Annotated in this window: 28 protein-coding genes and 4 pseudogenes; 16 read left to right on the top strand and 16 right to left on the bottom strand. The window is 68.7% G+C overall.

Features of this window, described 5'->3' with window-relative positions; translation table 11 throughout:
• Positions 1-205: 205 nt before the first annotated feature.
• The 3 genes from ACWDBB_RS29815 to ACWDBB_RS29805 all read left to right on the top strand — a co-directional run bounded on the left by ACWDBB_RS29815 (position 206) and on the right by ACWDBB_RS29805 (position 1,857).
• Positions 206-649, top strand: a complete 444-nt coding sequence (locus ACWDBB_RS29815) for a hypothetical protein (protein ID WP_033354981.1) — start codon at positions 206-208, stop codon at positions 647-649.
• 91 nt (positions 650-740) lie between these two features.
• Positions 741-914: a CsbD family protein gene (locus ACWDBB_RS29810; protein ID WP_078657153.1), complete on the top strand. Its 174-nt coding sequence runs from the start codon at positions 741-743 to the stop codon at positions 912-914.
• Between the two features lie 109 nt (positions 915-1,023).
• Complete coding sequence (locus tag ACWDBB_RS29805; RefSeq protein WP_033354980.1) at positions 1,024-1,857, top strand: YhjD/YihY/BrkB family envelope integrity protein; 834 nt, start codon at positions 1,024-1,026, stop codon at positions 1,855-1,857.
• Positions 1,858-1,997: 140 nt separating this feature from the next.
• Here ACWDBB_RS29805 and ACWDBB_RS29800 read toward each other — a convergent pair whose 3' ends face one another.
• Both ACWDBB_RS29800 and ACWDBB_RS29795 read right to left on the bottom strand, forming a co-directional pair.
• Positions 1,998-2,519, bottom strand: a complete 522-nt coding sequence (locus ACWDBB_RS29800) for a tyrosine-type recombinase/integrase (protein ID WP_051826422.1) — start codon at positions 2,517-2,519, stop codon at positions 1,998-2,000.
• A 321-nt stretch (positions 2,520-2,840) separates the two neighbouring features.
• Positions 2,841-3,048, bottom strand: a pseudogene (locus ACWDBB_RS29795) (transposase); the annotation flags it as partial.
• 331 nt (positions 3,049-3,379) lie between these two features.
• Between ACWDBB_RS29795 and ACWDBB_RS29790 the strand changes: the two are divergent.
• The 5 genes and pseudogenes from ACWDBB_RS29790 to ACWDBB_RS29770 all read left to right on the top strand — a co-directional run.
• The gene (locus ACWDBB_RS29790; RefSeq protein ID WP_279091570.1) at positions 3,380-4,507 is read left to right on the top strand and encodes an ice-binding family protein; all 1,128 of its coding nucleotides are present in this window, start codon (positions 3,380-3,382) and stop codon (positions 4,505-4,507) included.
• A 240-nt stretch (positions 4,508-4,747) separates the two neighbouring features.
• Positions 4,748-5,494, top strand: a complete 747-nt coding sequence (locus tag ACWDBB_RS29785; RefSeq protein WP_279091567.1) for a DUF5819 family protein — start codon at positions 4,748-4,750, stop codon at positions 5,492-5,494.
• A complete protein-coding gene (locus tag ACWDBB_RS29780; protein WP_449792530.1) occupies positions 5,484-6,617 on the top strand; it encodes an HTTM domain-containing protein in 1,134 nt (377 codons plus the stop codon). The genes ACWDBB_RS29785 and ACWDBB_RS29780 overlap by 11 nt, the downstream gene beginning before the upstream one ends.
• Positions 6,618-6,647: 30 nt before the next feature.
• The gene (locus ACWDBB_RS29775; protein WP_449792529.1) at positions 6,648-7,055 is read left to right on the top strand and encodes a thiol-disulfide oxidoreductase DCC family protein; all 408 of its coding nucleotides are present in this window, start codon (positions 6,648-6,650) and stop codon (positions 7,053-7,055) included.
• A gap of 191 nt (positions 7,056-7,246) precedes the next feature.
• Positions 7,247-7,489, top strand: a pseudogene (locus ACWDBB_RS29770) (IS5/IS1182 family transposase); the annotation flags it as partial.
• A 20-nt stretch (positions 7,490-7,509) separates the two neighbouring features.
• Here the strand turns inward: ACWDBB_RS29770 and ACWDBB_RS29765 are convergent.
• From ACWDBB_RS29765 to ACWDBB_RS29750, 4 genes and pseudogenes are all read right to left on the bottom strand, one after another.
• Positions 7,510-7,893 (bottom strand): annotated as a pseudogene (locus ACWDBB_RS29765) (transposase); the annotation flags it as partial.
• A 207-nt stretch (positions 7,894-8,100) separates the two neighbouring features.
• Positions 8,101-8,346, bottom strand: coding sequence for a tyrosine-type recombinase/integrase (locus ACWDBB_RS29760; RefSeq protein ID WP_267883943.1), 246 nt, complete (start codon positions 8,344-8,346; stop codon positions 8,101-8,103).
• Entirely contained in the window at positions 8,268-8,798 is a 531-nt protein-coding gene (locus ACWDBB_RS29755) for a tyrosine-type recombinase/integrase (RefSeq protein ID WP_279091563.1), read from the bottom strand. Before ACWDBB_RS29755 ends, ACWDBB_RS29760 begins: the two co-directional genes overlap by 79 nt.
• Positions 8,799-9,418: 620 nt before the next feature.
• Positions 9,419-9,820 (bottom strand): annotated as a pseudogene (locus tag ACWDBB_RS29750) (transposase); the annotation flags it as partial.
• Positions 9,821-10,062: 242 nt separating this feature from the next.
• On the opposite strand from ACWDBB_RS29750, the gene ACWDBB_RS29745 reads away from it, so the two are divergent.
• Positions 10,063-10,362 carry a DUF4193 domain-containing protein gene (locus tag ACWDBB_RS29745; RefSeq protein ID WP_033355890.1) on the top strand — a complete coding sequence of 100 codons (300 nt, stop codon included), beginning with the start codon at positions 10,063-10,065 and terminating at the stop codon, positions 10,360-10,362.
• Positions 10,363-10,793: 431 nt separating this feature from the next.
• Here ACWDBB_RS29745 and ACWDBB_RS29740 read toward each other — a convergent pair whose 3' ends face one another.
• The gene (locus ACWDBB_RS29740) at positions 10,794-12,134 is read right to left on the bottom strand and encodes an NADH-quinone oxidoreductase subunit D (protein WP_279095151.1); all 1,341 of its coding nucleotides are present in this window, start codon (positions 12,132-12,134) and stop codon (positions 10,794-10,796) included.
• A gap of 431 nt (positions 12,135-12,565) precedes the next feature.
• Between ACWDBB_RS29740 and ACWDBB_RS29735 the strand changes: the two genes are divergently transcribed.
• A complete protein-coding gene (locus ACWDBB_RS29735; RefSeq protein WP_347568576.1) occupies positions 12,566-12,706 on the top strand; it encodes an ATP-binding protein in 141 nt (46 codons plus the stop codon).
• A 63-nt stretch (positions 12,707-12,769) separates the two neighbouring features.
• Here ACWDBB_RS29735 and ACWDBB_RS29730 read toward each other — a convergent pair whose 3' ends face one another.
• A complete protein-coding gene (locus ACWDBB_RS29730; RefSeq protein WP_033355884.1) occupies positions 12,770-13,186 on the bottom strand; it encodes a winged helix-turn-helix transcriptional regulator in 417 nt (138 codons plus the stop codon).
• A gap of 111 nt (positions 13,187-13,297) precedes the next feature.
• On the opposite strand from ACWDBB_RS29730, the gene ACWDBB_RS29725 reads away from it, so the two are divergent.
• Both ACWDBB_RS29725 and ACWDBB_RS29720 read left to right on the top strand, forming a co-directional pair.
• Positions 13,298-13,786 (top strand): SRPBCC family protein, encoded by a 489-nt coding sequence (locus ACWDBB_RS29725; RefSeq protein WP_279095154.1) that lies wholly within the window; start codon positions 13,298-13,300, stop codon positions 13,784-13,786.
• Between the two features lie 278 nt (positions 13,787-14,064).
• Complete coding sequence (locus tag ACWDBB_RS29720; RefSeq protein WP_051826834.1) at positions 14,065-14,373, top strand: hypothetical protein; 309 nt, start codon at positions 14,065-14,067, stop codon at positions 14,371-14,373.
• Positions 14,374-14,421: 48 nt separating this feature from the next.
• On the opposite strand, the gene ACWDBB_RS29715 is transcribed toward ACWDBB_RS29720, so the two are convergent.
• The 4 genes from ACWDBB_RS29715 to ACWDBB_RS29700 form a co-directional block, all read right to left on the bottom strand.
• The gene (locus ACWDBB_RS29715; RefSeq protein WP_033355886.1) at positions 14,422-14,724 is read right to left on the bottom strand and encodes an XRE family transcriptional regulator; all 303 of its coding nucleotides are present in this window, start codon (positions 14,722-14,724) and stop codon (positions 14,422-14,424) included.
• Complete coding sequence (locus ACWDBB_RS29710) at positions 14,721-15,092, bottom strand: type II toxin-antitoxin system RelE/ParE family toxin (protein ID WP_033355891.1); 372 nt, start codon at positions 15,090-15,092, stop codon at positions 14,721-14,723. The genes ACWDBB_RS29715 and ACWDBB_RS29710 overlap by 4 nt, the downstream gene beginning before the upstream one ends.
• A 130-nt stretch (positions 15,093-15,222) precedes the next feature.
• Positions 15,223-16,263, bottom strand: a complete 1,041-nt coding sequence (locus ACWDBB_RS29705; protein WP_449792528.1) for a tyrosine-type recombinase/integrase — start codon at positions 16,261-16,263, stop codon at positions 15,223-15,225.
• Positions 16,264-16,947: 684 nt separating this feature from the next.
• The gene (locus tag ACWDBB_RS29700) at positions 16,948-17,175 is read right to left on the bottom strand and encodes a hypothetical protein (protein WP_449792527.1); all 228 of its coding nucleotides are present in this window, start codon (positions 17,173-17,175) and stop codon (positions 16,948-16,950) included.
• A 509-nt stretch (positions 17,176-17,684) separates the two neighbouring features.
• Between ACWDBB_RS29700 and ACWDBB_RS29695 the strand changes: the two genes are divergently transcribed.
• From ACWDBB_RS29695 to ACWDBB_RS29685, 3 genes are all read left to right on the top strand, one after another.
• Complete coding sequence (locus tag ACWDBB_RS29695) at positions 17,685-17,888, top strand: cold-shock protein (RefSeq protein ID WP_035850027.1); 204 nt, start codon at positions 17,685-17,687, stop codon at positions 17,886-17,888.
• 371 nt (positions 17,889-18,259) lie between these two features.
• Positions 18,260-19,807, top strand: a complete 1,548-nt coding sequence (locus ACWDBB_RS29690) for a DEAD/DEAH box helicase (protein ID WP_033355435.1) — start codon at positions 18,260-18,262, stop codon at positions 19,805-19,807.
• A gap of 155 nt (positions 19,808-19,962) precedes the next feature.
• Positions 19,963-20,343, top strand: a complete 381-nt coding sequence (locus tag ACWDBB_RS29685; protein ID WP_051826614.1) for a CBS domain-containing protein — start codon at positions 19,963-19,965, stop codon at positions 20,341-20,343.
• A gap of 371 nt (positions 20,344-20,714) precedes the next feature.
• Here ACWDBB_RS29685 and ACWDBB_RS29680 read toward each other — a convergent pair whose 3' ends face one another.
• Positions 20,715-20,996 carry a helix-turn-helix domain-containing protein gene (locus ACWDBB_RS29680; protein WP_094745409.1) on the bottom strand — a complete coding sequence of 94 codons (282 nt, stop codon included), beginning with the start codon at positions 20,994-20,996 and terminating at the stop codon, positions 20,715-20,717.
• A gap of 1,146 nt (positions 20,997-22,142) precedes the next feature.
• Here ACWDBB_RS29680 and ACWDBB_RS29675 point away from each other — a divergent pair.
• A complete protein-coding gene (locus tag ACWDBB_RS29675; RefSeq protein ID WP_158714247.1) occupies positions 22,143-22,385 on the top strand; it encodes a hypothetical protein in 243 nt (80 codons plus the stop codon).
• Between the two features lie 173 nt (positions 22,386-22,558).
• On the opposite strand, the gene ACWDBB_RS29670 is transcribed toward ACWDBB_RS29675, so the two are convergent.
• The 3 genes from ACWDBB_RS29670 to ACWDBB_RS29660 form a co-directional block, all read right to left on the bottom strand.
• Positions 22,559-23,830: a PP2C family protein-serine/threonine phosphatase gene (locus ACWDBB_RS29670; RefSeq protein ID WP_420897052.1), complete on the bottom strand. Its 1,272-nt coding sequence runs from the start codon at positions 23,828-23,830 to the stop codon at positions 22,559-22,561.
• A 703-nt stretch (positions 23,831-24,533) separates the two neighbouring features.
• On the bottom strand, positions 24,534-24,707 hold the full coding sequence (locus ACWDBB_RS29665; RefSeq protein WP_449792526.1) for a transposase: 174 nt from the start codon (positions 24,705-24,707) through the stop codon (positions 24,534-24,536).
• Between the two features lie 322 nt (positions 24,708-25,029).
• Positions 25,030-25,425, bottom strand: a complete 396-nt coding sequence (locus ACWDBB_RS29660; RefSeq protein ID WP_033355437.1) for a hypothetical protein — start codon at positions 25,423-25,425, stop codon at positions 25,030-25,032.
• Between the last annotated feature and the right edge of the window lie 67 nt (positions 25,426-25,492).

Genomic DNA, 25,492 nt, shown 5'->3' with positions numbered 1-25,492 from the left:
GGCGGTGCATCCGCCTTTTCATGGTCTCACTGCCGGTCGCCGGGGAACCAGCCGAGCTGGAACGACGGCCACGTGCGGGTGGACAACCGGGGGCTTCCCACGGCTTGGGCCCTACCCCGGTCGATCCTGCGATCTCTGCTCGTGTTGGTATCCCGGTTGGCGCGGTTCTACTGTGGGTCTGCAGCGAAAATTTCGGGAGCGCGCCATGATCATCATCATCGGGCTCGTCATCCTGGTCACCGCGGTAGTCGTCGGCGTGGCGGGCATTCTCACCAACACTGGCAGCGGACATGCGCTCACAGGCGGGTTCGAGGTGCTCGGCTACCACGTCACCGGCTCCACCGGCACGCTGTTCCTGTACGGCATCATCGTCGGGGCCCTGGCCATGTTCGGACTGAGCCTGCTCCTGGCCGGTGCGCGCCGCACCTCTCGCCGGGGCCGCGCCGCACGCCACGGGCTCAAGGAGGCCCGCCGCGAGACCGCCGCCGCCGGCAGGGAACGCGACGACCTGACCGGCCAACGCGACACCGCCCGCGCGCAGACCGCCGTACAACGGAACGACTCACCCCGCGACGACCCGCATCCCAGCCCCGGCGACGGTCACCGGAGCTGGACACATCCGTTCGGGCATCGAGCCGCCCACCGGTAAACGCCGCCACCACCACATGCAGACCGCTGACGGGCCCCTGCCCCGAAGCCTTCCACGCCCCAGTAGATGGCTCTCTCGAAGGGGTAGCCCGATGAGTATCGCCAAGAAGATCGCGCACAAGGCCGAGGCGATCAAAGGCGGCGCCAAGAAGACCGTCGGCCGCGTCACCGGAAACCGCCGCCTGCGGGCCGAAGGCCGCGGTGACCAGGCCAAGGGCAACACCAAGCAGGCCGGAGCGAAGATCAAGGACGCCTTCAAACACTGACGACCGCGCCCGCAGGCCCGACGTGGCCCGCGCGGCACATCGCTGCCCCGACCCCACTCTGGCCGCGCCGTATGCTCGGCGACGGCATCGACCGTGGTAGTCAACATCCATGCCGATGCAGCCTCCCGATGCCGAGGGCCGTTCGCCCCTGTTCGGGCGGCTGCGCCGGATGGTCCGCCGTTCGCCGGCCGGGCGCGGATGGAGGCGGGCCAGCACTCTCGAACTGTGGCAGCGTGCGCTGGGCTTTGCGGCACTCGGGTTCCTCACGCTCGTGCCGCTGCTGATCGTCATCTCAGCGGCCGATCCGGCGCACGGGCAGGGCTTCGCAGGGTGGCTGGGCGAAGGGCTCGGCGTGTCGGCGCCCTCCAGGAAGAAGGTCGAGCAGCTGATCGCCCTGCCCGGCCAGACCCTGCGGACCACGACGGCGTTCAGCCTCGCCGCCCTCGCCGTTTTCGGCCTGTCCTTCGGGGCGGTGGTGCAGACCACCTACGAGAAGATCTGGGGCCTGCCACCGGCCCGCTGGTGGGCCAGGTGGCGACACCTCCTGTGGCTCGCCGCCCTCATCGGGCTCCTCCTCCTGTCCGCCACCACCACCCTGTGGCGGCAGACCCCGGCGGGCGGCGTCGCCGCAGTGCTGAGCGCCACCCTGTTCCTCTGGTGGTCACAGCGCATGCTGCTCGGCGGAAGGGTCCCCTGGAGCGCCCTGCTACCCGGCGCCGTGGCCACGACCGTCGGGCTGCTCGGCCTGAGGCTCTTCTCCCGGCTCGTCTTCTCGCCACTCATCGCCACCAACACCCTCGCCTACGGACCGATCGGCACCGTCCTGGTCATCCAGTCCTGGCTCGTCGGCGTCGGCGCCGTCGTGTACGGCGGCGCACTGACCGGTCGACTCATTCATGAAGAACTCCCGCGCGCGGCACGTGCGCTGAAACGACGAAGGTGAGATCCGAAAATCCCGCCCGTCGGTGGGACAGATCGCGAACCACGCGAGGCAACAAGTCCCGCCGGAGTCCAGCCGGGTGCCCGCAGGCACAACAAGCTGATCGGGGGCGCGCAGTGCTTGGCCGGGTTGTAGCGCAGCCGCTACGTCCGCACCGCGTGGTTCAGGGCGTTACGCAGCATGGCCACCGCGTGGTGAACGGTGGTGCTCCCGCGGCCGGCGGCGAGCTGCGCGCTCACCCAGGCGTCGATGTGCTTGGGCCGCAGATAGACGAGCAGCATGCCGCCGAACGCCGGGACCAGGTCACGCTCGATGCACGCCCGATAGCCCGCCCAGGTGTTCGGGGCCAGCGCCGACCGCTTCGCCTCCAGCGACTCGTACAGGAACAGCCCGACGCGCAGCGTCCGGTCCTCGTACACACCCCGGTACTCGGCATCCAACACCCGCGCCGTCTCCCGGGCCGCCTCCGCCCGGCTGGCGAACCCGCCCCGCCGCCGGATTCTGCGCTTGCCGTCCTGCAGCGCCAGGTCCACCGCGTACGTCCACCGGCCATGCGTGGTGTCGGCGGCCAGCCGCGGGCACCACGAACCCAACTGCTTCCCGCTGCTCCCGTCCGTGCACCCGCACCGCCGATACACCCGGCCACGCTTGGGGTGCTGCGCCATGGGACTCCTCCTCGAACCAAGTGGTGATGGCCCGTCCAGAGTTGCCGGGACGGTGGGCGTGCCAGTAAAGCGTGCGGGGCGGGGCGTGGAACATGGCAAGATCGACTGGCCGCGACACGCGCTGGCGACACGCCGCGAGGGTGATCACGGAGCACGTTCGGTGGGTAGGGCAGCTTGATCGCGAAGCATCGGCTTGCACGGGGTCGCTGCTCGGAAGAGTGGCCGCGGACCGGGAGAAGGCGGTCCGCCGCTCGGCCGTTGGTTGATGGGCTCGTACAACCCGGAGCACGCGCGGTGCGGTGGCGGCGAGCCTCGGATCGGTTCCCTCCACTGCCGGAACCGGTTGGAGACGGTCGACCAGGCGCCGAACTCCTGCGGCATCTCCCGCCACTGCCCGCCCGTCCGGAATCGCCAGATCACGCCCTCGAACTGCTGCCGCAGCCACTCCGGGTACGGGTCGCACTCGCCGATCGGCAGGTACGGCCTCGATGAACTTCCACTCCGCATACTTCAGTTGCACTCGCGTCACACATAACGATCTACCAGATCAAGACCCGCCACGACGGTGAATCAAATACGCGCCCTAGGTCGTTGTCGACTCGGCGTAACTGGGCGGAGGGCGGTCACCAAGCATATCTATTTGATTATGTGACCATAAGTGGCAGTTCGTTCGGAAATCACCCGCATGGATCGCGTGCAGATCTTTGATGTCGGCTAACATAAAGTCGAACCTCTTCCCTTGGAGGATGAGGGATGGGTCGTCAAAATCTACGATTCCTGTCGACGGGAAGGGAGTGTCAGGTCGTCGGAGATCGACGATCGCGAACCTGCCATATTTCCCCAAAGAAATAGGCCTTTAGATGACACTGAACATCTCTGGTGCGCTTAACTGGCGCGCAATTTCGACTTGGGTCGCGACGATCGTGTTCATCGTCGCTGCCGCAATCACGACATCGCTGCTGCCGGCTCATGCCATTGCCACGGCCGTTCCCCTGGGGACGGCGAGCAGCTTCGCGGTTCTGGGTGGCCAGTCGGTCACCAACACCGGTCCCTCCGCCATCACCGGAGACCTCGGAGTGAGCCCGGGTTCGTCAATCACCGGGTTTCCGCCTGGTTTGGTGAGCGGGGCCATTCACAAGGCGGATGCGGTCGCGCTTCAGGCCCAGACCGATCTGACCACGGCGTACAACAACGCCGCGAGCCAGGCCACGAATGTCACCCTCACCTCCCCTGGAGACCTCGGTGGCCTGACGCTTGTTCCGGGTGTCTATACCGCCTCGTCTTCCATCGACCTCACGGGCACCCTCACGCTTGACGCGCAGGGCAACCCCAACGCCGTCTGGGTCTTCCAGGTCGGATCGACCCTGACGACGGCATCCGCCAGCCGTGTGCTCCTGATCAACGGTGCTGCGCCGTGCAACGTCTACTGGCAGATCGGAAGTTCTGCCACGCTGGGCACCAACACCACCTTCGTGGGCAACATCCTGGCACTGACCTCGATCGGGCTTAACACCAGCGCGAGCATCGATGGTCGAGCGCTGGCTCGCAACGGCTCCGTGACGCTGGACACCAATCGGATCACCCTGCCCAGCTGCCCAGCGAGCACCACTGGCGGTACAACTGCCGGTACCACTACTGCCGGTACCACTGGCAGCACCACCACTGCAGGTACCACTGGCAGCACCACGGGCGGTCTCCTGGGCGGTGTGCTCGGCGGTGTGCTGACAACGGGTGGCACGACAAGCGGCCTCCTGGGTGGCGCGGTCGCCGGCAACACCACTGGTAGTACCACGACGGGTGGCATCACCGGCGCTACCACGGGCGGTAACCACGGCGAGCACGGCGAGCACGGTGACCATGGCGAGCACGGTGACCATGGCGAGCATGGCGAGCACGGCGACCATGGCGAGCACGGCGAGCACGGCGACCATGGCGAGCACGGGTGTTCTCCGTGCGACGACAAGTGGGGCGAGCCCATGAACTCGTAGCTGATTCAGGAAGCCAGGTGGGCACCACGACAGGCGGGCCATGAGTAGAGGCCCTCGCGCGTGAATGCGGCTCGGGCGTGCGGCCTTCGGGGGCTGCCCCGAGGCGGCAGCCCGCTAGAGGAACGCAGGACTGGTGGCGCGCGGCGGATCGTCATGGATCCTGTCGCGCGCCCCAAGACGTTCAAGGCATGCAGAGTCGAGGGAGCAGTCACAGTGGTAAGGACGGTGCCCAGTCGCGCGATGGGCGGCACAGAGCCCGTGAGGACGAAACAAGCGGGCCGCCAACCGGCCGACGACGGCATCCCCGTCGACGCAGTGCAGGGCGCCCAGCCGTCCGTCACGGAGCCCGGCGAGCAGCTTGCCGGCCTGTCAGGACTGTCGCGCCCGTTGGGGGCGGCCACGGTCGTCGCTGTGGCTCTGTGCCTGGCAACGTCCCTCGTCCACGTGTTTCTGGTATTTCTGTATGTAGCTCCCTCGAACCAACTATCCCAGTACTACGGCAGGCAGCTCAATGCGTGGATCTTCCCGTTGTTCGAGCAGAACTGGCGGCTGTTCGCACCGGACCCGGAGTCCGTGACCCGGCAGATTTCCGTGAGAACCGAGCGGACCTCAGCGGATGGTAACCGTGAGGTCAGTGACTGGTTCGACCTGACCGCCGTCGACGACTCCGACGTCGAGCACAACGTCTTCCCGAGTCATACAACGCAGAACATGCTGCGTCGATCCTGGATCGCTTATCTCGAAGCGTATGGAAGCGACGACCAGCCGCACTCCGAGCGGGCTGTGATGTTGCAGAGATACCTTCGCAACATCGCGGTGGAGCGACTCGCCGTCCATCAGAACGTTACGTATGAGGCCGTCCAGTTGCGGGTGATTACTACGCCCATCGCGGCGCCCACCACGCCGGGCGGTCCGCGCCCGGCTGCACCAGCCTCGGTCGACACCAGGTATCTGCCCTGGTGGAAGGTGGCATCCAATGGAAACTGAGCAGGCTCCAGTTCCGACGCTCCCTCCGCGCCGCACGGCCCTGCGGAACGGTGACGCAGACAGCCAACGGATGTTCCGCCGAATCGGCGCGCTCAGCAGCGCGGTGACCGATCGACCGATGTCCCTGTACGCGGCGGCAGTGCTGCGCATCGGGTACGGCCTGCTCTACCTGGCCTTCCTGCTGAGGGAGTTCCCGCACCGCGACGAGATCTGGGGTCCTGGTTCGCCGTGGACGCCCGCCCTGGCGAGGCAACTGTTCGATCAGACCGGCTGGTTCAGCATTCTTACCCTGTCTGACAGCCAGGCGTACTTCGAGATCTGCTATGCGACGGCTGTCGTCACGTCCGTACTGTTCGTCCTGGGCTGGCGGACCAGGATGGTGTCGATCCTGTTCGCTGTCGTGGTGACCTCGTTCCATGCTCGGGCCATCTTCATGACGGACGGGGGAGACAACCTCATCCTCCTCATGGCCGTGTACCTCTCCTTGACTGCTTGCGGCCGCCGCTGGTCCCTCGACGCGCGGAGGACACGCCTCGTGGCCTCAGGCAAGGCAGAGCACTCGGTGGCAGGTCCGAGAACGCCCAGCTTCCGGTATCAACTCAGGGTCACACGCGAGCTATTGGGCACTGTGCTGCACAACTGTGCCATGGTCGTCATCGCGGCTCAGGTCTGCATCGTCTACGGATCCGCAGGCTTGTACAAGGTGCAGGGCGGCTCCTGGGAAAACGGGACTGCCCTCCATTACGTCATGAACCTCGACCTGTTCCGGCCCTGGCCCGCGTTGTCACTCATGGTGGACAGCCATCCCATCCTGATCGCCGTCACCACCTACATGACGGTGCTGTTGCAGGTGGCCTTCCCGTTCGTGCTGTTCGGCAGGCTGAAGTACATCGTCCTGACAATGCTGCTCGGGATGCACGTGGGCATCGCCGTTCTGATGGGTCTTCCGCTCTTCTCCGGAGCCATGATCGTCGCTGATGCCGTATTCCTGCCGGACCGCTTCTACACATTCCTGGGACAACGGTGGCGGCGCACCTTTCAACGGGCAGCTGCCGCGGGAGCAGAGGAACCATCCCAGAGGGAGAGCCCAGTCGTACCGGCGCAGCCCGGATCGGCCGGCTGAGACCAAGATGTGCGAGGAACTGTTCCAGCCGTGGACGGAGACGAGATGAGCGGCGCGGCCGGCAGCACAGAACCGGTGCTGGCGTATGACGGGGACTGCGGCTTCTGCCAAGTCACGATCGATCGGATCCGCCGCCTGGCCGGTCCGCAGATCGAAGCCGTACCGTGGCAGGCTCTGCCGGAGCGGCTCACCGCCCCGCACCTGGCGCGGCTGGACCGTGAGGTGCTCCTCTTTCACAACGGCGCGGTCCGCGCGAGCGGGGCAGACGCGCTGGCTCGATTCGTCGGATCCTCATCGGCCCGCCGGTACCAACTGGCAGCTGCCGCAGCCGGTCTGCCCGGCGTGCGAACCTGCGCCCGTCAGGTCTACGCCCTGGTGGCGAAGAACAGGCGGCACATGCGCGGCAGGACGGCCTCCTGCGCCCTGCCCCGGCCCTAAGTCACTCCGGCGCGAACACATTGGCCCTTCGCGGGGAGTGCCTTGAGGTCGCTGTCCTCGGACCGGGCTGGGTCACCGGCTTGATCGAGGGACTCCGGGAGATGGCGGTGAGCTTCTCAGAGTCCCTCGCCAAGGACCGGGCATCCGTCTACAGCATCATCACCCGCCGCGCCGCCTGAGCCCATCACCTGCGACGCCGTATCCGGCGGCGGCGCAAGCTCCGGCTGACGGCCGCCCTGCTCGGACGCTCCGGGGGCGGGCAGACCAGCAAGGTTTATTGCGCCGGCGACCGGAGGTGCCGCCCGCTGGTGTTCGTTCTGACCGAGGGGCAGGCCGCTGACAGCCCGCAGTTCATCCCCGTGCTGAAGAAGGTCCGGGTCTGCGGGCCGGTCGGTCGTCCCCGCACCCGGCCCGATGCGGTCGCCGGGGACAAGACATCCCACGCGGATAAGCGTCAAGCGGCTGCTGCTTTGGGCCCTGCGAATGCCTCCGGGAAGGCGACTGCTTCGTCGTAGGTGTGACCGTTCTGGAGGCAGTGGAACAGCATGCCCATGAACCGATTGAAGAGGTTCCGTTGTGCTGCGACGTGACGATCGCCGGCTGCCCGCCGCCGGTCGTAGTGGGCTCTGGCGCCTGGCGACCTGGTGAGAGCGCCGAAAGCCCAGACGTAGCCGACGGTGGCCAGTCTCTGGTTCTTGACCTTCCGGCTCATGACCCTGCAGCTCTTGCCGCTTGCTCTGGTGACCGGGGCGCTTCCCGCGTAGGCCTTGAGCGATCCGGCTGTGGCGAAGCGGGTCCGGTCGTCGCCGATCTCCGCCAGGACCCGGGCGCCGGTCAGTGCGGCGCTGGGGTCAAGGGGTCGCAGGTTCAAATCCTGTCGTCCCGACTGTGAAGTCGCTTGTGGGAGCGGGTACTTGGGAAACCGGGTGCCCGCTCTCACTCGTTTCCGGAGGGTGCGTGGTCGCAGGATGGTCACGTCCGGCGCTCTGGCCTGGCGGTTTGTCTCTGGGGTGGGCGCGAGGTAATCGCACCATCTGATGGCCTGTCAGTTGATCTCGCGGCGGAGGTCTGCGTGGTCGAGTGCGTCGGCGAGGGCGGTGACGGCTTCGCGGGCGGCTTGGGGGAGCAGGTGGCCGTAGATGTTGACGGTGGTGGCCAGGGTGGAGTGCCGCAGGGTCTTGGAGACGACGGCGAGTGGCACCTGGGAGCTGATCATGATGGTGGCGGCGGTGTGTCTGAGGTCGTGAAGGCCGATCTTGGGTAGGCCGATCTCAGCTGAGCGTTGGCGCAGGGTGTGCAGGAGGCGCTCGGGGTTGATGGGTTTGCCGTCGGGGCGGGTGAAGACCATGCCTTGGAGACGGGGGTGGTCGGGGTGGGTGCTTCGGTGGCGGGCGGCTGGCGGCGTAGTGCGGCGGTGACGCGGGGGGAGAGGCTGACCCAGTTGCGGCTGGCGCGGGTCTTGGGTGCTTGCAGGTGTAGGCGGGCGTTGTTCACCGAGGCCAGGGTCCAGCGTACGAACAGGACGCGTTGCTGGAAGTGGATGTCCGGCCAGTGCAGGCCCAGGGCCTCGCCGCGGCGCATGCCGGTGCCGAGGATGACCTCGAAGATGTCGGCGTAGACGTCGTTGTAGGTTTCGGCGTTGTGGCGCAGGAAGGCGGAGGCCTGTTGCGGGGTCCAGCACAGCCGCTCGGGTGCGGCAGGTCGCTTCAGCCCTAATTCCTTCGCCGCCCCCGGATTCGACACTCCGCACCTCCGATAATCACCCCCGAATGGCCGCTACCGACCCCTTGTGCACTTTCCAAGGGGATCACCACAGCTCACCGGCCCAGATGGTCGCCCGAGAGGTCGTCTACGTCACCCCGCTGGCGCCCTTGCGAGGCGGCATGGTGGGAGATTGGTAGGCACCTGCCATCGCCGGCAGCCGCCGAGCCACCTCGGCGCGATTGTCATACGGTCGAGATGAGGCATGAACTCCGACGGAGGCCGCCATGGCGAGATACAGATGGCGAGTGCGCGTGCTCTCGGCAGAGGGCAACGAAACGGTCACGCAGCCGGCTCTGCCGTACACGGACCATTTCGATGGGTCCGCTCAGGAGTACGCCGACTTCCTGGTCGGCAGGGCTCTGAAGCAAGGCCAGGAAGATGCGGGGCCGACGCGTGCTGTGCGTGTTGTTGCCGATGTCTGGGAGCCGGACGGACAGGGGAGCCCCGAGGGGCACGCTGGGTGGCCGCAGTAGCGGGCCGCTGGCGGGAGAGGCGCCACCGTACTCCCTGGGAGGGGCACTACATCGCCGGGTTGAGTGGGTCGACAGGCTCTGGGCGGTTGTGTCCCGTAGAGTGGTGTAGTGGTCGTGTGCCAACGGTCATGAAGTAGGCGGGAGTTCGTTGCGGCCGGGCTCGCTCGGGTAGATCTTCTCCATGCTGGCCTCGGGCAGGTAGCGGCGGGGGAAGGCGATCCATTCGTCGTGCATCTCGAAGAGCACGGCGGTGACCAGTCGCAGGAGCGCGTCGTCGTTGGGGAAGACCTGGACGACGTCGGTGCGGCGTTTGATCTCGCGGTTGATCCGTTCCAGCGGGTTGGTGGACTGGACCTTCTTCCAATGTCGTTCCGGGAAGGCCGCGAAGGCGGTCAGGTCGTCCTTGGCCTCCAGGAGCATCTGGCTGACCTTGGGGAACTGCTTGCCGAGCATGTCGGCGACGGTGTCCAGCTGGGATCGGACCGCGGCTTCGGCGGGCTGGGCGAAGATCGTACGAACGGTCGCGGCGTGCCTGGTGTGGGCGGCGTGGTGGAGCGCGACCGGTTCCTCGGCGCTCATCGGCCGGCCGTTGTGCTGGGGCCCGGCGTCGGGGGCGGGGATCGGCGGCCAGGACGGCGTAGGGTCGGTCCCAGGCGCGGTACTGGCCTTGCGCTCGGCCCGTTCGAACTCGCGGCGTGCCGGCACTGCGCCGCCCCGGGCAAGCGGTACGACTCGCCCTCCGGAACCGACCCTTGATGAGAAGGTGCGCCTTGGCAACCGACTACGACGCCCCGCGCAACACTGGCGACGACGCCGGCGACGACAGTATCGAGGAACTGAAAAGCCGGCGTGATGACAAGCAGGGCTCTGCGGTCGACGTCGACACGGAGGCCGCCGAAGGCCTCGAGCTTCCGGGTGCCGACCTGTCCGGCGAGGAACTGACCGTTCAAGTTGTGCCTCTTCAGCAGGACGAGTTCACCTGCATGACTTGCTTCCTGGTCCACCACCGCGCCCAGCTCGCCGGCGAGGACGGGAACGGCCGGCCCATCTGCCGCGACTGCGCGTCCTGACTGCGAAGAGAGGCAGAGCCGGCCGCATCCTGAACGGCGTACAGCCCGGACACCGCGCTCCTGGACGCCCTGCGGGCCGCCCGTGAGGCCCATGCGAAGGGGCCACCGTGGACGTGCAAGGGACCGCTCGGCGGCCGTCCGGGCTCCGAGCTGGAGTTGCGTGGGGAGGCAAGGGCCGAGGCCGCCGAGTGCCCGGACTGCGATGTGGAGCGCGCCAGCGGGTGCGGCGGGCCGCTGATGCTGCCACTGCCCACTGGCCGTGGGCGTCCGGTGTGGGCCGGCCCGGCGGCCCAGCGCGGGAAATCGATTTCGTGTTGGCACGGTCATCGAAGTCCACTCGGTGAAGCCGACCTGCGCGACCAGTTACCGCCGGCTTCACCGTCGCACCTGCTTCCAGCCCGCCCAGCGGCACGTCTGCGGTGCGACAGCTCTTACCGGTCCACGCCTCCCATGACCGGGTCGATGCTCGCCACCGCGACGACGACGTCCGCGACCTGCCCGCCCTCGCACATCGCGGCCATCGCCTGCAGGTTGGTGAAGCTCGGGTCGCGGAAGTGCACCCGGTACGGCCGCGTGCCGCCGTCGGAGACGACGTGCACGCCCAGCTCACCCCTGGCGGACTCGACCGCCGCGTAGGCCTGCCCCGGCGGGACACGGAAGCCCTCCGTGACCAGCTTGAAGTGGTGGATCAGTGCCTCCATGGACTCGCCCATGATCTTTCGGATGTGGTCGAGCGAGTTGCCCAACCCGTCCGGGCCGACGGCCAGTTGGGCGGGCCAGGCGATCTTCTTGTCGGCCACCATGACCGGGCCGGGGGCCAGCCGGTCCAGGCACTGCTCGACGATCCGCAGCGACTGGCGTATCTCCTCCAGGCGGATCAGGAACCGGCCGTAGGAGTCCGCGGTGTCGGCCACCGCGACCTCGAACTCATAGTTCTCGTAGCCGCAGTAGGGGTACGACTTGCGCAGGTCGTGCGGCAGGCCGGTGGCCCGCAGGATCGGGCCGGTGGCGCCCAGCGCCAGGCAGCCGGCCAGGTCCAGGAAACCGACGTCGACCAGCCGGGCCTTGAAGGCCGGGTTCTTCGTCGCCAGCTTGTCGTACTCGTGCATCCGCGAGCGCAGCAGCTTCACGCCCTCGCGGATCTGGTCCGGCGCACCCGGGGGCAGGTCCTGGGCCAGGCCTCCCGGCCGGACGTAGCCGTGGTTCATGCGCAGGCCCGTCACCAGCTCGAAGATGTCGAGGATGACCTCGCGGTCCCGGAAGCCGTAGACCATCAGCGTGGTGGAGCCGATCTCCATCCCGCCGGCAGCCAGCCCGACCAGGTGCGAGGAGATCCGGTTGAGCTCCATCATCAGCACCCGGATCACGCTCGCCCGCTCCGGGATCTGCTCGGTGATCCCGAGCAGCTTCTCCACCGCGAGGCAGTAGGCGGTCTCGTTGAACAGCGGCATCAGGTAGTCCATGCGGGTAACGAAGGTGGTGCCCTGGACCCAGTTGCGGAACTCCATGTTCTTCTCGATGCCGGTGTGGAGGTAGCCGATGCCGCAGCGGGCCTGTTTCACCGTCTCGCCGTCGATCTCCAGGACCAGGCGCAGCACACCGTGAGTGGATGGGTGCTGCGGACCCATGTTGACGATGATCCGCTCGTCGTCCGCCCGTTTCTGTCGCTGCGCGTCGCCGATGACCTCGCCCCAGTCGCTGCCGGTGACGGTGTAGACGCGGCCCTCGGTCGTGTCCCGCGCTCCTGCCGACTCGTGCTCGATGCCGTTCATCAGCCGAATGACCTCCGCCCGGGTCGGTCGCGTCTGTTTGGCCCGCGTCGCGGCGCGCGATCGGACACGACGCGCCCCAGCAGGCCAGTTCTCGCGCCAGCCGAACGGGCACGCCGCCGCGCGAGCGGCCGCCCCAGTCCAGGATCGCGCACATCCCGAGCCAGACCGCGGCGGGCGGTCTGTTGCCGGCTTCTCGGTCACCGTCCGGGCGCGGAACGCGGGGCGTTCGGGTCCTGATTCGGACGCGGTCGACTGGGCCCGGTCGCGGTGTCGTTCATCGGTACCTCTTCGTACGTGAGGGGCGTTCCTTCAGGAAGCGGAGTCACCCGGTGTGGTCGGGGGCATGCGTTGACTGTCGGCTGCCCCATGACCGGGTCGTCACCTGGGATCTGCCCACGGAACCCTCCGCCGTCGCCCACGCCCGTGCCCTCGTGACCGACCGGCTCACGAGCTGGAACGCGGCCGAGATCGTCTTCCTCACCGAACTCATCGTCAGCGAGCTGGTCACCAACGCGATCCGCTACGGCCTCCCCCCGATTCGCCTCCGGCTGATCCGCGAGCGGAACCTCTGATTCACTGGTACAGCCGGGAGGCCCTCGGGCCAAAGCAGCCGGTGCCCAGCGCGCGACTCTGGTTCAGCGCTCCGGGTTCTCCTGGGCCTGAGCCTGCTTCTCGTCGTAACGCCGCCGTGCGGCTGCGACCCGTGGCGAGAATTCGATGATCGTGGACAACAGCTCACCGAGTGAGTCGACGACCACCTCGCCTGTCGGGGTGAGGCTGTATTCGACGTGGGACGGGATGGAGCGCACCAGCTTCCGGTCCACCACCCCGTCGCGCTCGAGCATCTTCAACGTCTGCGACAGTCTGCGCTCGCTGACGCCGCCCACGGTGCGCTTGAGTTCGTTGTAGCGCAGCGTGCCGTCCCGCAGCGCGAGCAGGATGAGTAGCGACCAGGTGTTGGCAATGGTGTCGAAGGCCTCCCGCACGTCGCCCGCACGCGCGAGTACCTCCTGGACCGACACCTGACGTCCCGGCCGTCGTTCGTCTTCCATCGCTGCCGCACCCCTTCCGGTCCCGCGAATGAATATACACACTTTGCATGTACTACCATATCGTGTGTACTCTCACTTTGAGAGCGCTAGCTCATTCAAGGAGGTTCCGACATGAGCACCGAGTACAACGACTGGACCGCAGGCGACAGCAACACCGTCACCTTCAAGGCCCCCGCCAGGTTCGTCTTCGATCTCGTCACCCAGGCCCGCTTCTGGCCCGAGTGGCACGTCGCCAGCCACGGCGTCGGCGGCGTCACCGAGCGCCCCTACCGCGTCGACGATGTGATCTACGAGTACGGCATCCTCGAGGACGGCAGTGAACAGCACCTCTACTGGCGCGTCGTCCACCAGGAGTACGCCAAGTCCTCCCTCCTCATCGACGACCGCCTCGGCGCGGGCCTGCAGTACCTGCTCACCGAGGACGGCGACGGCACCACCAGCTTCACCCGCCGCACCCTCTACAGCCCCGACTCCCCGTTCACCCCCGCCCAGCGCGCCATCGTCGCCGAAGCCAGCGCCGAAAGCGTCCAGGGCCTGCACCGCCACATCACCGCCCTGCTGGAGAAGGAGCACACCAGCCTCCCCGCGGTCTCCTCGTAGTACCGCGACAACCAGGTCGAGAGGACATGTCCCGGGTCCCTCGCGACCAGGTGCACCTCAGTCGATCGGCGCCGGAGGTCGGGTGTTGGGCTGATCGGCCTGCACCCGACCGGCGGTAGGACACACGTGGAAGGCCGTGTCGAAGGCGCTCGACACGGCCTTCCACCTGCTGTTCGCCGAGGCCGGCGGCCCCGTCTGGATGCCCCAGCGGAACACCCTGCCCGGGGTGCGCTCGCCTGCGTGCCCACCATCAGCAGGCCCAGACGGTCGAGCGCCAGGTGAACACCACCCGCGAGGTCTGGAGCGCCCTCAACAAGGCCGTCGAGCAGCGCGGCTGGCCCGACCGCATGTTCTTCGCCCTCTACCCGGCTGCCATGGGCAACCGCGTACGCCGGGCCGCCTGCCAGGCCGATGCCGAGCGCAGCGGGCAGCAGGCCCAGCGCGACATCCGGGAACTGGTGCGCGCAGGCTCGCTCACAGCCGAAGGTGAGGCCCAGGGCCGCTACTACACCGCCGGCCCGGACCTACCGGAGGAGATCACGCGCGGAGCGCGTGCGCCCCGGCCGCTGCGTGACCCATACGCTTGATCGCGGCTGTCTGCCGCCTCGTACGACAAGGAACTGGCGACGCCGGCATCAGCCGATGGTGAGGGTGCGGTCGCCGAAGTCGGCGACCATGCGCAGCTGGCCGCCGAGCGCCTCGACGTACGCGCGGATGGTGGACAGCGCTGCAGTGTCGAGGGCACCGCTCTCCAAGCGTGAGACATTGGGCTGGGTGATGCCGATGATCTCGGCGACCTCGGCCTGGGTGAGGTCCTGCTCGCGGCGGATCTCGGCGAGGCGGTAGGCGCGTACCTCGGCGTCGAGCTTCTCCCGATGTGCGGCGACGCGTTGCGGGTCGGTGACGACGTTGGGTCGTACGTCCTTCCACGACTTCATGGCTTGCCCTCCTCGATGGCCTTCAGGTGCCTGCTGAAGCGTTCGTCGGCGATGGGGATGTTGATCTCGTACCACTCCCGCCACGCTCCGGCCTTGTCGCCCGCAACCAGGATGATGGCCTGGCGCTCAGGGTCGAAGGCGAAAAGGATGCGGATCTCTCCGGGCCCTGTCGTCCGCGGCCGGAGCTCCTTCATGTTGTGGTGCCTGGAGCTGTGGATACGGTCCACCAGCGGCCGGCCGAGGGTGGGGCCGTCCTGCTCGAGCTTGTCGATGGCGGCCACGACCTCGTCGGCCGTTCGCGGGTGGTGCTGCGCGAGGTCCAGCAGCCACTCCTCGACCTCGCTCTCCAGTGAGACTTCCCATGCCACGGCCCCAGTATGCGCTGGAGCGAATATGCGGTGCAAGTTATTCCTAGCCCGGTGGGGCTTCCCGGACGTGGACGGCCACGAGACACGGCAGGGCCCGAGCAGCCAGCGTCCGTCTGCAGCAGGCAGTGCTCTATGCCGCTGCAGGCAGTTGGCCCGTATCGGAGCCGGCGATGAGGGTGGGGTCGCAGCGCTTGGCGTCGGCGTGGTCCAGGGCCGAGGACAACGCCTTGACGGCTTCGTCGGCGGAGTCTTTGAGGAGGTGGCCGTAGAGGTTGATGGTGATGGCCAGGGTGGTGTGGCGCAAGGTCTTGGAGACGACGGCGATGGGGATGCCTTCGGCGATCATGATGCTGGCAGCGGTGTGCCTCAAGTCATGAAGGCCGATCTTGGGCAAGCCGACCTCGGCGGTGCGCTTGCGGAGCTGGTCGAGGACCCACTGCGGGCGCAGCGGCACGCCGTCCGGCTTGGCGAAGACGAGGCCTTCGAGTCGGCCATCGGGGTGGGCGGCCATCTGAATGGCGGCTTGGCGGTGGAGAGCGGCCATGACTCTGGGGGAGAGGCTGACCCAGGCGCGGCTGGCCTCGGTCTTGGGCTCGCCGAAGAGGCTCTCGTTGTTGTTGACGGCGGCCAGGGTCCAGCGGACGTAGAGCTTGCGGTCCATCAGGTGCACGTCTTCCCAATGCAGGGCGAGGATCTCGCCGCGGCGCATGCCGGTGCCGAGCATGACCTCGAACAGGTCGGTGAGCCGGTCGGCGTACTGCCCGGCGTTGTGCCGCAGGAACGCCGCAGCCTGGTCCGGGCTCCAGCAGACGCGTACGGCGGCGCGGGGCTTGGCGGGAACGGAGTGCTTGGCCGGGTTGTAGCGCAGCCGCCACGTGCGCACCGCGTGGTTCAGGGCGTTGCGCAGCATGGCCACCGCGTGGTGCACGGTGGTGCGCCCGCGGCCGGCGGCGAGCTGCATGCTCACCCAGGCGTCGATGTGCTTGGGCCGCAGGTCGATGAGCAGCATGCCGCCGAACGCCGGGACCAGGTCGCGCTCGATGCACGCCCGGTAGCCCGCCCAGGTGTTGGGTGCCAGTGCCGACCGCTTCGCCTCCAGCCACTCGTACAGGAACAGCCCGACGCGCAGCGTCCGGTCCTCGTACACGCCCTGGTACTCGGCATCCAGCACCCGCGCCATCTCCCGGGCCGCCTCCGCCCGACTGGCGAACCCGCCCCGCCGCCGAGTCCTGCGCCGGCCGTCCTCCGGCGCCAGATCCACCGCATACGTCCACCGGCCATGCGAAATGTCGGCAGCCAATCGCGGACACCACGAACCCAACTGCTTCCCGCTGCTCCCGTCCGTGCACCCGCACCGCCGATACACCCGGCCACGCTTGGGACGCTGCGCCATGGGACTCCTCCTCGAACCAAGTGGTGATGGCCCGTCCAGGGTTGCGGGAGTGGTGGGTGTGGCGGCAGAGCGTGCGGGGCGGGGCGTGGAGCACGGCAAGATCGACTGGCCGGGACACGCGCTGGCGACACGCCGCGAGGGTGATCACGGAGCACGTTCGGTGGGTAGGGCAGCTTGATCGCGCAGCATTGGCCCGCACGGGTCGCTGCTCGGAAGGATGGCCGCGGACCGGGGAAAGGCGGTCTGCCGGTCGGCTGTGGGTGGTTGGGCTCTTACAGCCCGGGCGAGGACAGTCTTCGCCAGGGCTTCGTCGTCGAGGCCATGGAGGGCGCGTCTCACGTGCCTTGCCTGGCACCGCCGATACCGCTTCAGAGTGGCGGGTGCCTGTTCGATCCGGAGGGGACGCGCGGCCGGCTCCGCGTGGCGCGTCCCCTCCGGGGCCGGGAGCCGTGTTGGTCCGGGTCAGAGCTTGTACATGGTGGCGTAGGGCTGGGTGATGCGTTCGCGTCGTGATCCGAAGTCGACAAGTACCGCGATGTCGCTGTCTTTTTCGACCTCGATGGCCCGGCCGAGGCCGTACGTGTCGTGGGTGACGCGGTCGCCGACGGCGAAGTGCTTGCGTGGCGTTTCGATCCGGGCCTTGAAGGGGCTGGTGGGCAGGGCGCGGCGGACTGCTACAGATCTTCTCATTCCCTGCAGTATGCGCCGAAAATCGCGGGAGCGGGTCTCTCCGGTGCAATCGATTTCTGAGCCGCGGCAGGAGTTTCGCGTACGCGGTCCGTAATGATCACGGACGGTGCCGGTGGGCGCGCTGCGTGGTCGGCGCGGCGGGGCAGGTCCGTCCTTGGCGCTCGTGGGGCTCGCCCATCCGAGGAGGGTGGGTCGCGGGCGTCGAGAGGGCGGAGCTTCCAGACCAACTAGGCGGTGTCTCATGTGTGTTGACGGTCATCTCGCCTCGCGCCCTATGGCCCCGGGGAAGGGGGCCTGCAGAACCGGGGGTGGAATTTCCGCCCGTGGCGAGCCTGGACCTGCTAGAGTCGTTGTAGTTGCAGTAGTGGTTCCCATGAACTTTGTGTGCGCCTGCTGATGTTTCGTAGGCGCCTTTTTCTTTCCCGGCTCTTCCCCGGGTGGGTGCTCATCGCGGCGACTCGAAGTCCGCACTGTGCGGCTTCGGACAGCCCCTTGAAGGAGATTTCTTTATGGCTAATGGCACTGTGAAGTGGTTCAACGCGGAAAAGGGCTTCGGCTTCATCGAGCAGGAAGGTGGCGGCGCTGACGTGTTCGCCCACTACTCGAACATCAACGCCAACGGCTTCCGTGAGCTGCTCGAGGGCCAGAAGGTCGAGTTCGACGTCACGCAGGGCCAGAAGGGCCCGCAGGCCGAGAACATTCGTCCGCTGTAGTTTTTCGCCACGGCACCCGCCTGGTAGCGAGGGGCCCGCACCGCGTACATGATGCCCGGTGCGGGTCCCTCGGCATTGCGCCACGACGCACATCCCCGGCCGTTTCTGGCCCCCTGGCTCCGCCACCGGCGGCCATCCCCACGCGAGACGCTCGGCGCCGCGTCCGGATCGGCGCCCTGCCGTGACACCCACGGTTCGAGGATCCTCCGCTCCCGCCCTTGGCGGTGAGCGCGGTCCTGAGGTGACGTGCCGCACGGTTTCACCGTCCACGCCGCGCCCTCTCCATACTTTCGGCCCGTTCCTCGCGATCTCCTGCCGGCGCCCCGCGCTGCGGAGCCGCCTCGCGACGTGCCGCCCTAGGAAGGTTTCCCATGAAGCGCTCCAGTCGCTCCCCGTACCGCAACACCAACTCCCGCTCCTCGGCCTCCGCCCGCTCCGGCGGTTCCTACGGATCCCGCTCCGGCGGCAGCTCCTTCTACGGCGACCGGCCCGCCGACGGCCGCAACTCCCGTCAGGGACACTCCCTTCAGGGCGAGTTCGCGATGCCGGTGAGCACCACCCCGGCGCTGCCGGCCGTCGAAGCGTTCGACGAGCTGGACATGCCGAAGTCGCTGCTGTCGGTGCTGACCCGCCAGGGCGTCACCGCGCCGTTCCCGATCCAAGCCGCCACGCTGCCGAACTCGCTGGCCGGCCGTGACGTCCTCGGACGAGGCCGCACCGGCTCCGGCAAGACCATCGCGTTCGGCCTCGCCGTGCTGGCCCGCACCGCCGGCCGGCGCGCGGAGCCGCGCCGGCCGCTGGCCCTCGTGCTGGTGCCCACCCGCGAGCTCGCGCAGCAGGTCACCGACGCCCTCACCCCGTTCGCCCACGCGGTGCGGCTGCGCATGGCGACCGTGGTCGGCGGGATGTCGATCGGACGCCAGGCCCACGCCCTGAACCAGGGGGCCGACGTCGTGGTCGCCACCCCCGGTCGCCTCAAGGACCTGATCCAGCGTGGTGACTGCCAGTTGGACGGGGTGGGCGTCACGGTCCTCGACGAGGCCGATCAGATGGCCGACATGGGCTTTTTGCCGCAGGTCACCGAGCTGCTCGACCAGGTTGCCGAGGGCGGCCAGACGATGCTGTTCTCCGCCACCCTGGACCGCAACGTCGACCGCCTGGTCCGGCGGTTCCTGAAGGATCCGGTCACCCACTCGGTGGACCCGTCCGCAGGCGCGGTCAGCACGATGGAGCACCACGTGCTGCACGTGCAGAACTACGACAAGGCCGCCACGATCGCGCACATCGCCTCCCGCGAGGGTGGCGTGATCATGTTCATCGACACCAAGCACGGCGCTGACCGCCTGGTGGAGGACCTGCTCGCGAACGGGGTGAAGGCCGCCGCCCTGCACGGCGGCAAGTCCCAGCCGCAGCGCACCCGCACCCTGGAGCAGTTCCGCACCGGCCAGGTCACCGCGCTGATCGCGACCAACGTCGCTGCCCGGGGCATCCACGTCGACGGCCTCGACCTGGTCGTCAACCTCGACCCGCCGAGCGACCACAAGGACTACCTGCACCGCGGTGGGCGCACCGCCCGCGCCGGCGAGTCCGGCACCGTCGTCACCCTTGTGTTGCCCAACCAGCGCCGCGAGATGGCCCGCATGATGGCCACGGCCGCCATCACCCCCGTTACCACCCGCGTCAGCGCCGGCGACGATGACCTGGCGCGCATCACCGGCGCCCGGGTGCCGACGGGCATCCCGACCGTGATCGCCGCCCCCGTCGTCGAACGCCCCCGCCGCAGCGCGTCCACGAGCCGCGGGCGCCGCGGCCGCCCCGCCCGCGCGGGAGTCGACACCCGCGCTACCGCCACGGGCCGCGACAGCAAGGGCTCCTCCGGCCGCCGCCGGGCACCGCGCCGCGTTGCCCTCGCCGCTTAGCGCGTACGGGGGCTGGGACTGCCGCCGCAGTCCCGGCCCCACCACTCACCAAGCGAACCGCATTCTCGGCCCGCTCCGGCGCACCCGCCGGCCGTCCCACCGTCAGCGCCCTGCCTACCGCCGGTCCCGGCGGTGATACGCGAAGGAGTCTGCCCATGACCATCACCCTCGAACGTACCGAGACCGCCGCCACGGTCGGCGACCTCATGAAATGCCCTGAGCTGCAGATCAGCGACGACGTCATGGTCGACATGGCGATGGACGTCCTGCAGAGCTCCGGCACCGACCACCTCCTGGTCCGCGACGACGACGGCCGCTGTGCGGGGCTGCTGACGCGCCTGCACCTCGCGCCGTTCCAGGCCCGCTCCTGGTACACCGAGCGGACCCCGGTGCGCGACATCGTCCTCGACCGTGCCCCGTACGCCACCGCTGACATGCCCGCAGACGCGGCGGCCGCCGCCATGCGCGCCCGAGGCCTGGACGTGTGGCCGGTGGTGGACCATGACGGCCACGCCATCGGCCTGCTCAGCTTCTAGGACCGTCCCGTCGGCGCCGACGCGCCGGCCATCGCCCTGTCCGCTCGCAGTATCCCTCACACCGCTGCCTTCGGCCCCGCGTCTCGCCGGGGGAGGCCCTCCGGGCAGTGGACGCGCAGGTCGGTGCGGCCTCACCCGACCCCGGAATCCCGCGGCCCGGAAGCGGCTTCCGCAGGGGTGGAACTCACACCCAGCACCTGGTCGACGCCGGGCGGTGCAGCAGGGCCGCGACCGGTGCGGCAGGTGCCGGGCGGCCGGAACGGTGCGCAACGGTCGTCCGGTGCACCGGAACGGCGGACTCGTCTTCGGGACGGCCGGCGGTGCACGGCTGGCGCCCACCGCGGGCCGGTCTCGTCGCCCTGGTGGGCGGGTCAGGTGTCGGCCGCGGGTTCCTGGCCGTGCTGGGAGGCGCGCAGTTGCTCGTTGATGCGCAGCGCTTCCTCGAGCTGGTCTTCGAGGATGATGATGCGGCAGGCCGCGTCGATGGCGGTGCCCTGGTCGACGAGGTCACGGGCGCGCATCGCGATCCGCAGCTGGTAGCGGGAGTAGCGGCGGTGTCCGCCCTCCGAGCGCAACGGTGTGATGAGGCCCTGCTCTCCGAGGGAGCGCAGGAATCCGGGGGTGGTGCCGGTCATCTCGGCGGCGCGGCCCATGGTGTAGGCCGGGTAGTCGTCGTCGTCGAGGGAGTCGGGGGTGTGCGGTCGGATGGTTGCCGTGGTCACTGCACCTCTTCTTGTTGTGGCGGTGGACGCGTTGAGGGGCCCTGGGGCCGTTGCGGCTCCCAGGGCCCCGAAGGGTTTTACACCATCTGCCGGCTCTGTGGCCGACTTCCTTGTGTCCGCCTCGCCCCGGGGGAGGGGGTGTGCGGGGATCGCGTATGCGTGACCGGAAACCACCGTCCTTGCGTTGGGGTCTTCGGAATCCGCCCGGGTGATGCTTCACGGGCCGGGCGATCCTGATGGCGCTCTGTCCCCTCCGTTCGTCCTCTGGACTGACCGATTTACTGCGAACTGCGGGTACTTCCAACTTCCGGGTACTGCGACCTGCTCGGAACTGCTGGTACTGCGAACTGCGTGGTAGTGCCTAATCCGGTACTGCTGTGGCGGTCCTTGCGGTCCGCCGGTCCCGGCAGCCAGCCCCGTGGCCTGTCCTGCTCAACCACTCGGCCTGGAACCCCACTGCCGGACTCCCAGCACGCGCGCCGGCAGCCTGGCGCCTTCACTGGGATACCGCGTACTGCGACTGCCGGTACTGCCTGACTCAACTTCACCTGCTGGTCATGCACTTGCCGAAATCGGTACCACTCGGTGGCGGCCCCTGATGCCTGCGGGTCACCTGGCCTGGTCGCCAGTCCCGTCGCCGTCCTGCACCTGCTGTGGCTCCGTGACTCCGCGACCGGGCCGCCTTTTGCGTCACTTTCTTCACGCCCACCTGCCCGGCGTGTCCTGCGTCCTGCTGAACTGCGGTACCGCTCGGTGGCGACCCCTGATGCCTGCGGGCCGCCAGGCCCGGCCGCCGACCCTGTCGCCTTGATGGACCATCCCTGGCTTCAGGACCCTGCAACCGTTCCTACCTGCGAACTTCTGTCCTGCTGCCCGCCAGTTCATGTCTGGCGGGTACCGCTTGACCTCGTCTACGAGAGAAACACTAACCACGGTGCGCCGCAATGTCTACTCTGGCTGGAATAGATTTTTCGATGCAGGTCGGGGAGGTATTCTTCGCCCCGCACAGGGCGGGGCGGTCGGTCGCCGCAGCCGCGCCAGGACGGAGGACGCCGCGCCAGGCGGCCAGGAGGACGAGTGAGCAGGAGGCGAGCGCTGGAAGCGCGGCAAACCGCGCGGCAGGTGCGCACCCCCGACCCGCATGCACAGGCGTCGCTGGTGGCGGCCATCGCCGAAGCCGTCCGCGACCGGGACGAGCGGGTCCTTCGTCGGCTGCTGGCCCGCTTCGCCGAGCAGGCCGCCATCGCGGACCTGCCCGCCCTGCGCGATGCCATCGACACCACCGGGCAGCACGGTGACCGCCCGCCGGGGACCCGATAGGCCGAGCCGGTCCGCCGCACTGCCGCGCAGCGGCCGAGGTCATTGACACGGGTGAAGGTGGCCGGGATCAGGTGCTCAGGGACCATCAGCGATACCGGGCAACGGGCCGACGCGCGGGCAGGGTGAGTCCTCTGGCTTTGTTCACGAGAAACTCGTGAACGGAGCCAGTCCTCTTATCGGGCCCGGGAGTGTGTCGCCGGCGTCCCGTGGGTCGGTTCGGCGGGCGGGGTGCGCAGGGCGAGGACGGCGATGTCGTCGTGGCCGTCGCCGAGGTGGGCGTCGGCCAGGGTGCGGCACAGGTCTTCGAGGGGCAGGTCGGCGTGGGCGGCGGCGACCTGGGCGAGTGCGGTGAGGCCGGCGTCCAGGGGGCGGTGGGGGTGCTCGACCAGGCCGTCCGTGAAGAGCACGAGGGTGGCGTTGCCGGGCAGGGGGCGCTTGTGGTCGGGGCGGGGCACGTCGGGGTCGACGCCGAGGGGCAGGCCGGGGGCGGCGTCGAGGTAGAGGGTGGTGCCATCGGGGCCGATCAGGAGCGGTGGCGGGTGGCCTGCGTTGCTCCAGTGGAGTGTCCAGCCTCTTTCGGTGGGTTCGATGCGGGCGAGGCAGGTGGTGGTGATCGGGTTGTCGGTGATCGCTTGGAGGGTGCGGTCGAGCTGTGTCAGGACGGCGCTGGGCGGGGTGCGGCGGTCGTAGAGGAGGGCACGCAGCATGTTGCGGGTCTGGGCCATGGTGGCGGCGGACTTCAGGTCGTGTCCGGCGACGTCGCCGATGACCAGGGCGCAGGCGCCGTCGGGGAGCATCAGGGCGTCGTACCAGTCTCCGCCGACGTGGTCCGGGGTGGCGGCGGCCCGGTAGATCGCGGCGACGGAGAAGGGCGCCACATCGGGCAGGCCGGGAAGGAGGAGGCGCTGGAAGTACTCGGCGCTGGCACGGACCTGCCGGTAGAGGCGGGCGTTCTCGATGGCGAGGCCGGCCGCGCCGGCGAGCGCCACGAGGATGTCCTCATCGTGGTCGTCGAAGGGCCGCCCGTCGCGCCGCTCGCACAGGTAGAGGTTGCCGTAGACCCGCCCGCGTCCGGTGAGTGCCACCCCGAGCAGTGTCCGCATCGGCGGGTGGCCCGGCGGGAAGCCGACCGCGTCCGGGTGAGCGCCGATGTCCGCGACACGCAGCGGTTCGGGGTGCTCGATGAGATGTCCCAGGAGTCCGCGCCCGTGCGGGAGCGCGACCCCGGCCAGGGCTGCGACCTGCTGCTCGCTCAGCCCGACGGGGATGAACTCCTCCAGGCGTTCGCCGTCGTCGCTCAGCACACCGAGTGCGCCGTAGCGGGCGTCGACCAGGCCCATCGCGGTGGTGATCACCCGGCGGAGCACGACCGGCAGCTCAAGGTCCCTGCCCACCGCCATCACCGCGTCCAGCAGGTCCTGGAAACGGCGCTGGGTGTGGACCATGTCCCGTAGACCTCCGACGATCCGGTCCATCTCGGTATCGACTCGGTGGCTGCGGCCGGAAACATCCGCCCATCCGGATCCATCGTCCGGATCCACCCGGCCCACCTTCGGTGCCCCTGCTGGACGACCGCACCTTCGGTGCGTGGCGCAACCCGGAGCCGGACACATCGGCGCGTCCTGCGTTCAACCGTAGGCAGGCCCATCGCCGACCGCGACCGCTCGGCGCCGCCGTCTCCTCACCTCCCGCAGTATCACTCGGACGGTCTCCCGCGGGTGGTCGCGTCAGCAGCGGTGTCATCGTCGTTCCTCCGCCATCCGGTGCCGGATGACGACCATGGTGCAGCTGGACGTCGCCTGTGGCCAGGAGTGCTGAGTTCCTGGCGTAGGGGCGACGGTGCCGACGCCGGTGAATGGGCGCAGGGTGGGGGTGCGGCGGTCCCTAGCAGCCGATGGTCTTGGCGGGTACGTCGCGCCAGGAGACAGCTTCCGGGTGAAGTAGGTGAACGGCGACAGGTCCAGTACCCGGCATACGGGATCGACCCCGAAGCCGTCGCGCAGGTGGTCAACCACCTGCGCGGCCTCGTCCTGGGACGGTCGATCTCCTGGGCAAAAAACACGCCGGAGGCCTTGAGGATCTCGTTCGCCCGCCGCAACTCCGCGTTTTCCTCCCGGAGTTGCTTCAGCTCCTCCAGATCGGAGCTGGTCAGGCGATCGACGCGCTCACCGGCGTCGGCTTCGGCCTGGCAACCCAGGATGATACGGCCTCCCTGTGGATGCCGAGGTCGCGGGCGACGTGCGCCACCGGGCGGCCGGTCGAGCGGACCTCACGGACGGCGCGTTCGGAGAGTTCATCGGGGTACTTGCGTGGTGCTGGCACTGCTGTGGCTCTCCTTACGCCTGGATCGTAACCGAGGCTTCAAGGACTCCACGAAGATCAGTGCAGCTCAGCGGCCCCACCAGGGAGCAGGTGTGCTCCGCCTCGGCCGCTGCTGTGGGCCTGCTCCCAGGGCATCACCAGTCAGGCATCCCGTGGCGGCGGTTCGCTTGCCTGCCGGCTAACGCAGCACCTCGAAGCGGGCACACGGCCAGGACAACCGCCGGACCGTGTTGCCCGATCCGCGCCCGGTCGGGGAGAAGGGCCACTGTCAGGGCCGCGTCCGTGTCCTTCCGGGGTGCGGTCTACTCAGAGGGCGGCGCGGTCATCGGCGGCGGCCGCCGCCGCCGATGTGGCGGTCGTTGGCCAGTGCGGTCAGCGGGCCGTACTCACAGGCGAGCTGATTCCACGTCAGAACCTCGCCACAGCGGTCCGGGAACGTCTTCGGGTCGAATTCGGGCATGGTCCAGGTGCCGGTGCCCCGGTCCCGCAGCCACAGGTCCCCGTCACCGTCGACCACGGTCGGCGGGGCCGGTACGGGATCGGCCTGATCGATGGGATCCCAGGTGGCCCGGCCGGGGTGGGAGGCGCGGCGCAGCTCGGTGGTGGCCAGCCGTGCGGCCAAGTCGCGGGTGGACTCTTCGGTGTCCTTGACCGACGCGAGCCGGTATGCGTCGTCGAGGACGGGCAGGGCTGGATTCTGGCTGCGCTTGGAACTCATACGCTGGCTACCTCCGTAGGGGGCGCCACATCCGTTATGGCACCCCGTGTAGGAACACGGTATCCGA

Source organism: Kitasatospora sp. NPDC001095 (genome assembly GCF_053598615.1).
Note: the sequence above shows the minus strand (reverse complement) of the source record. Positions and strands in the feature narration are given on the sequence as shown.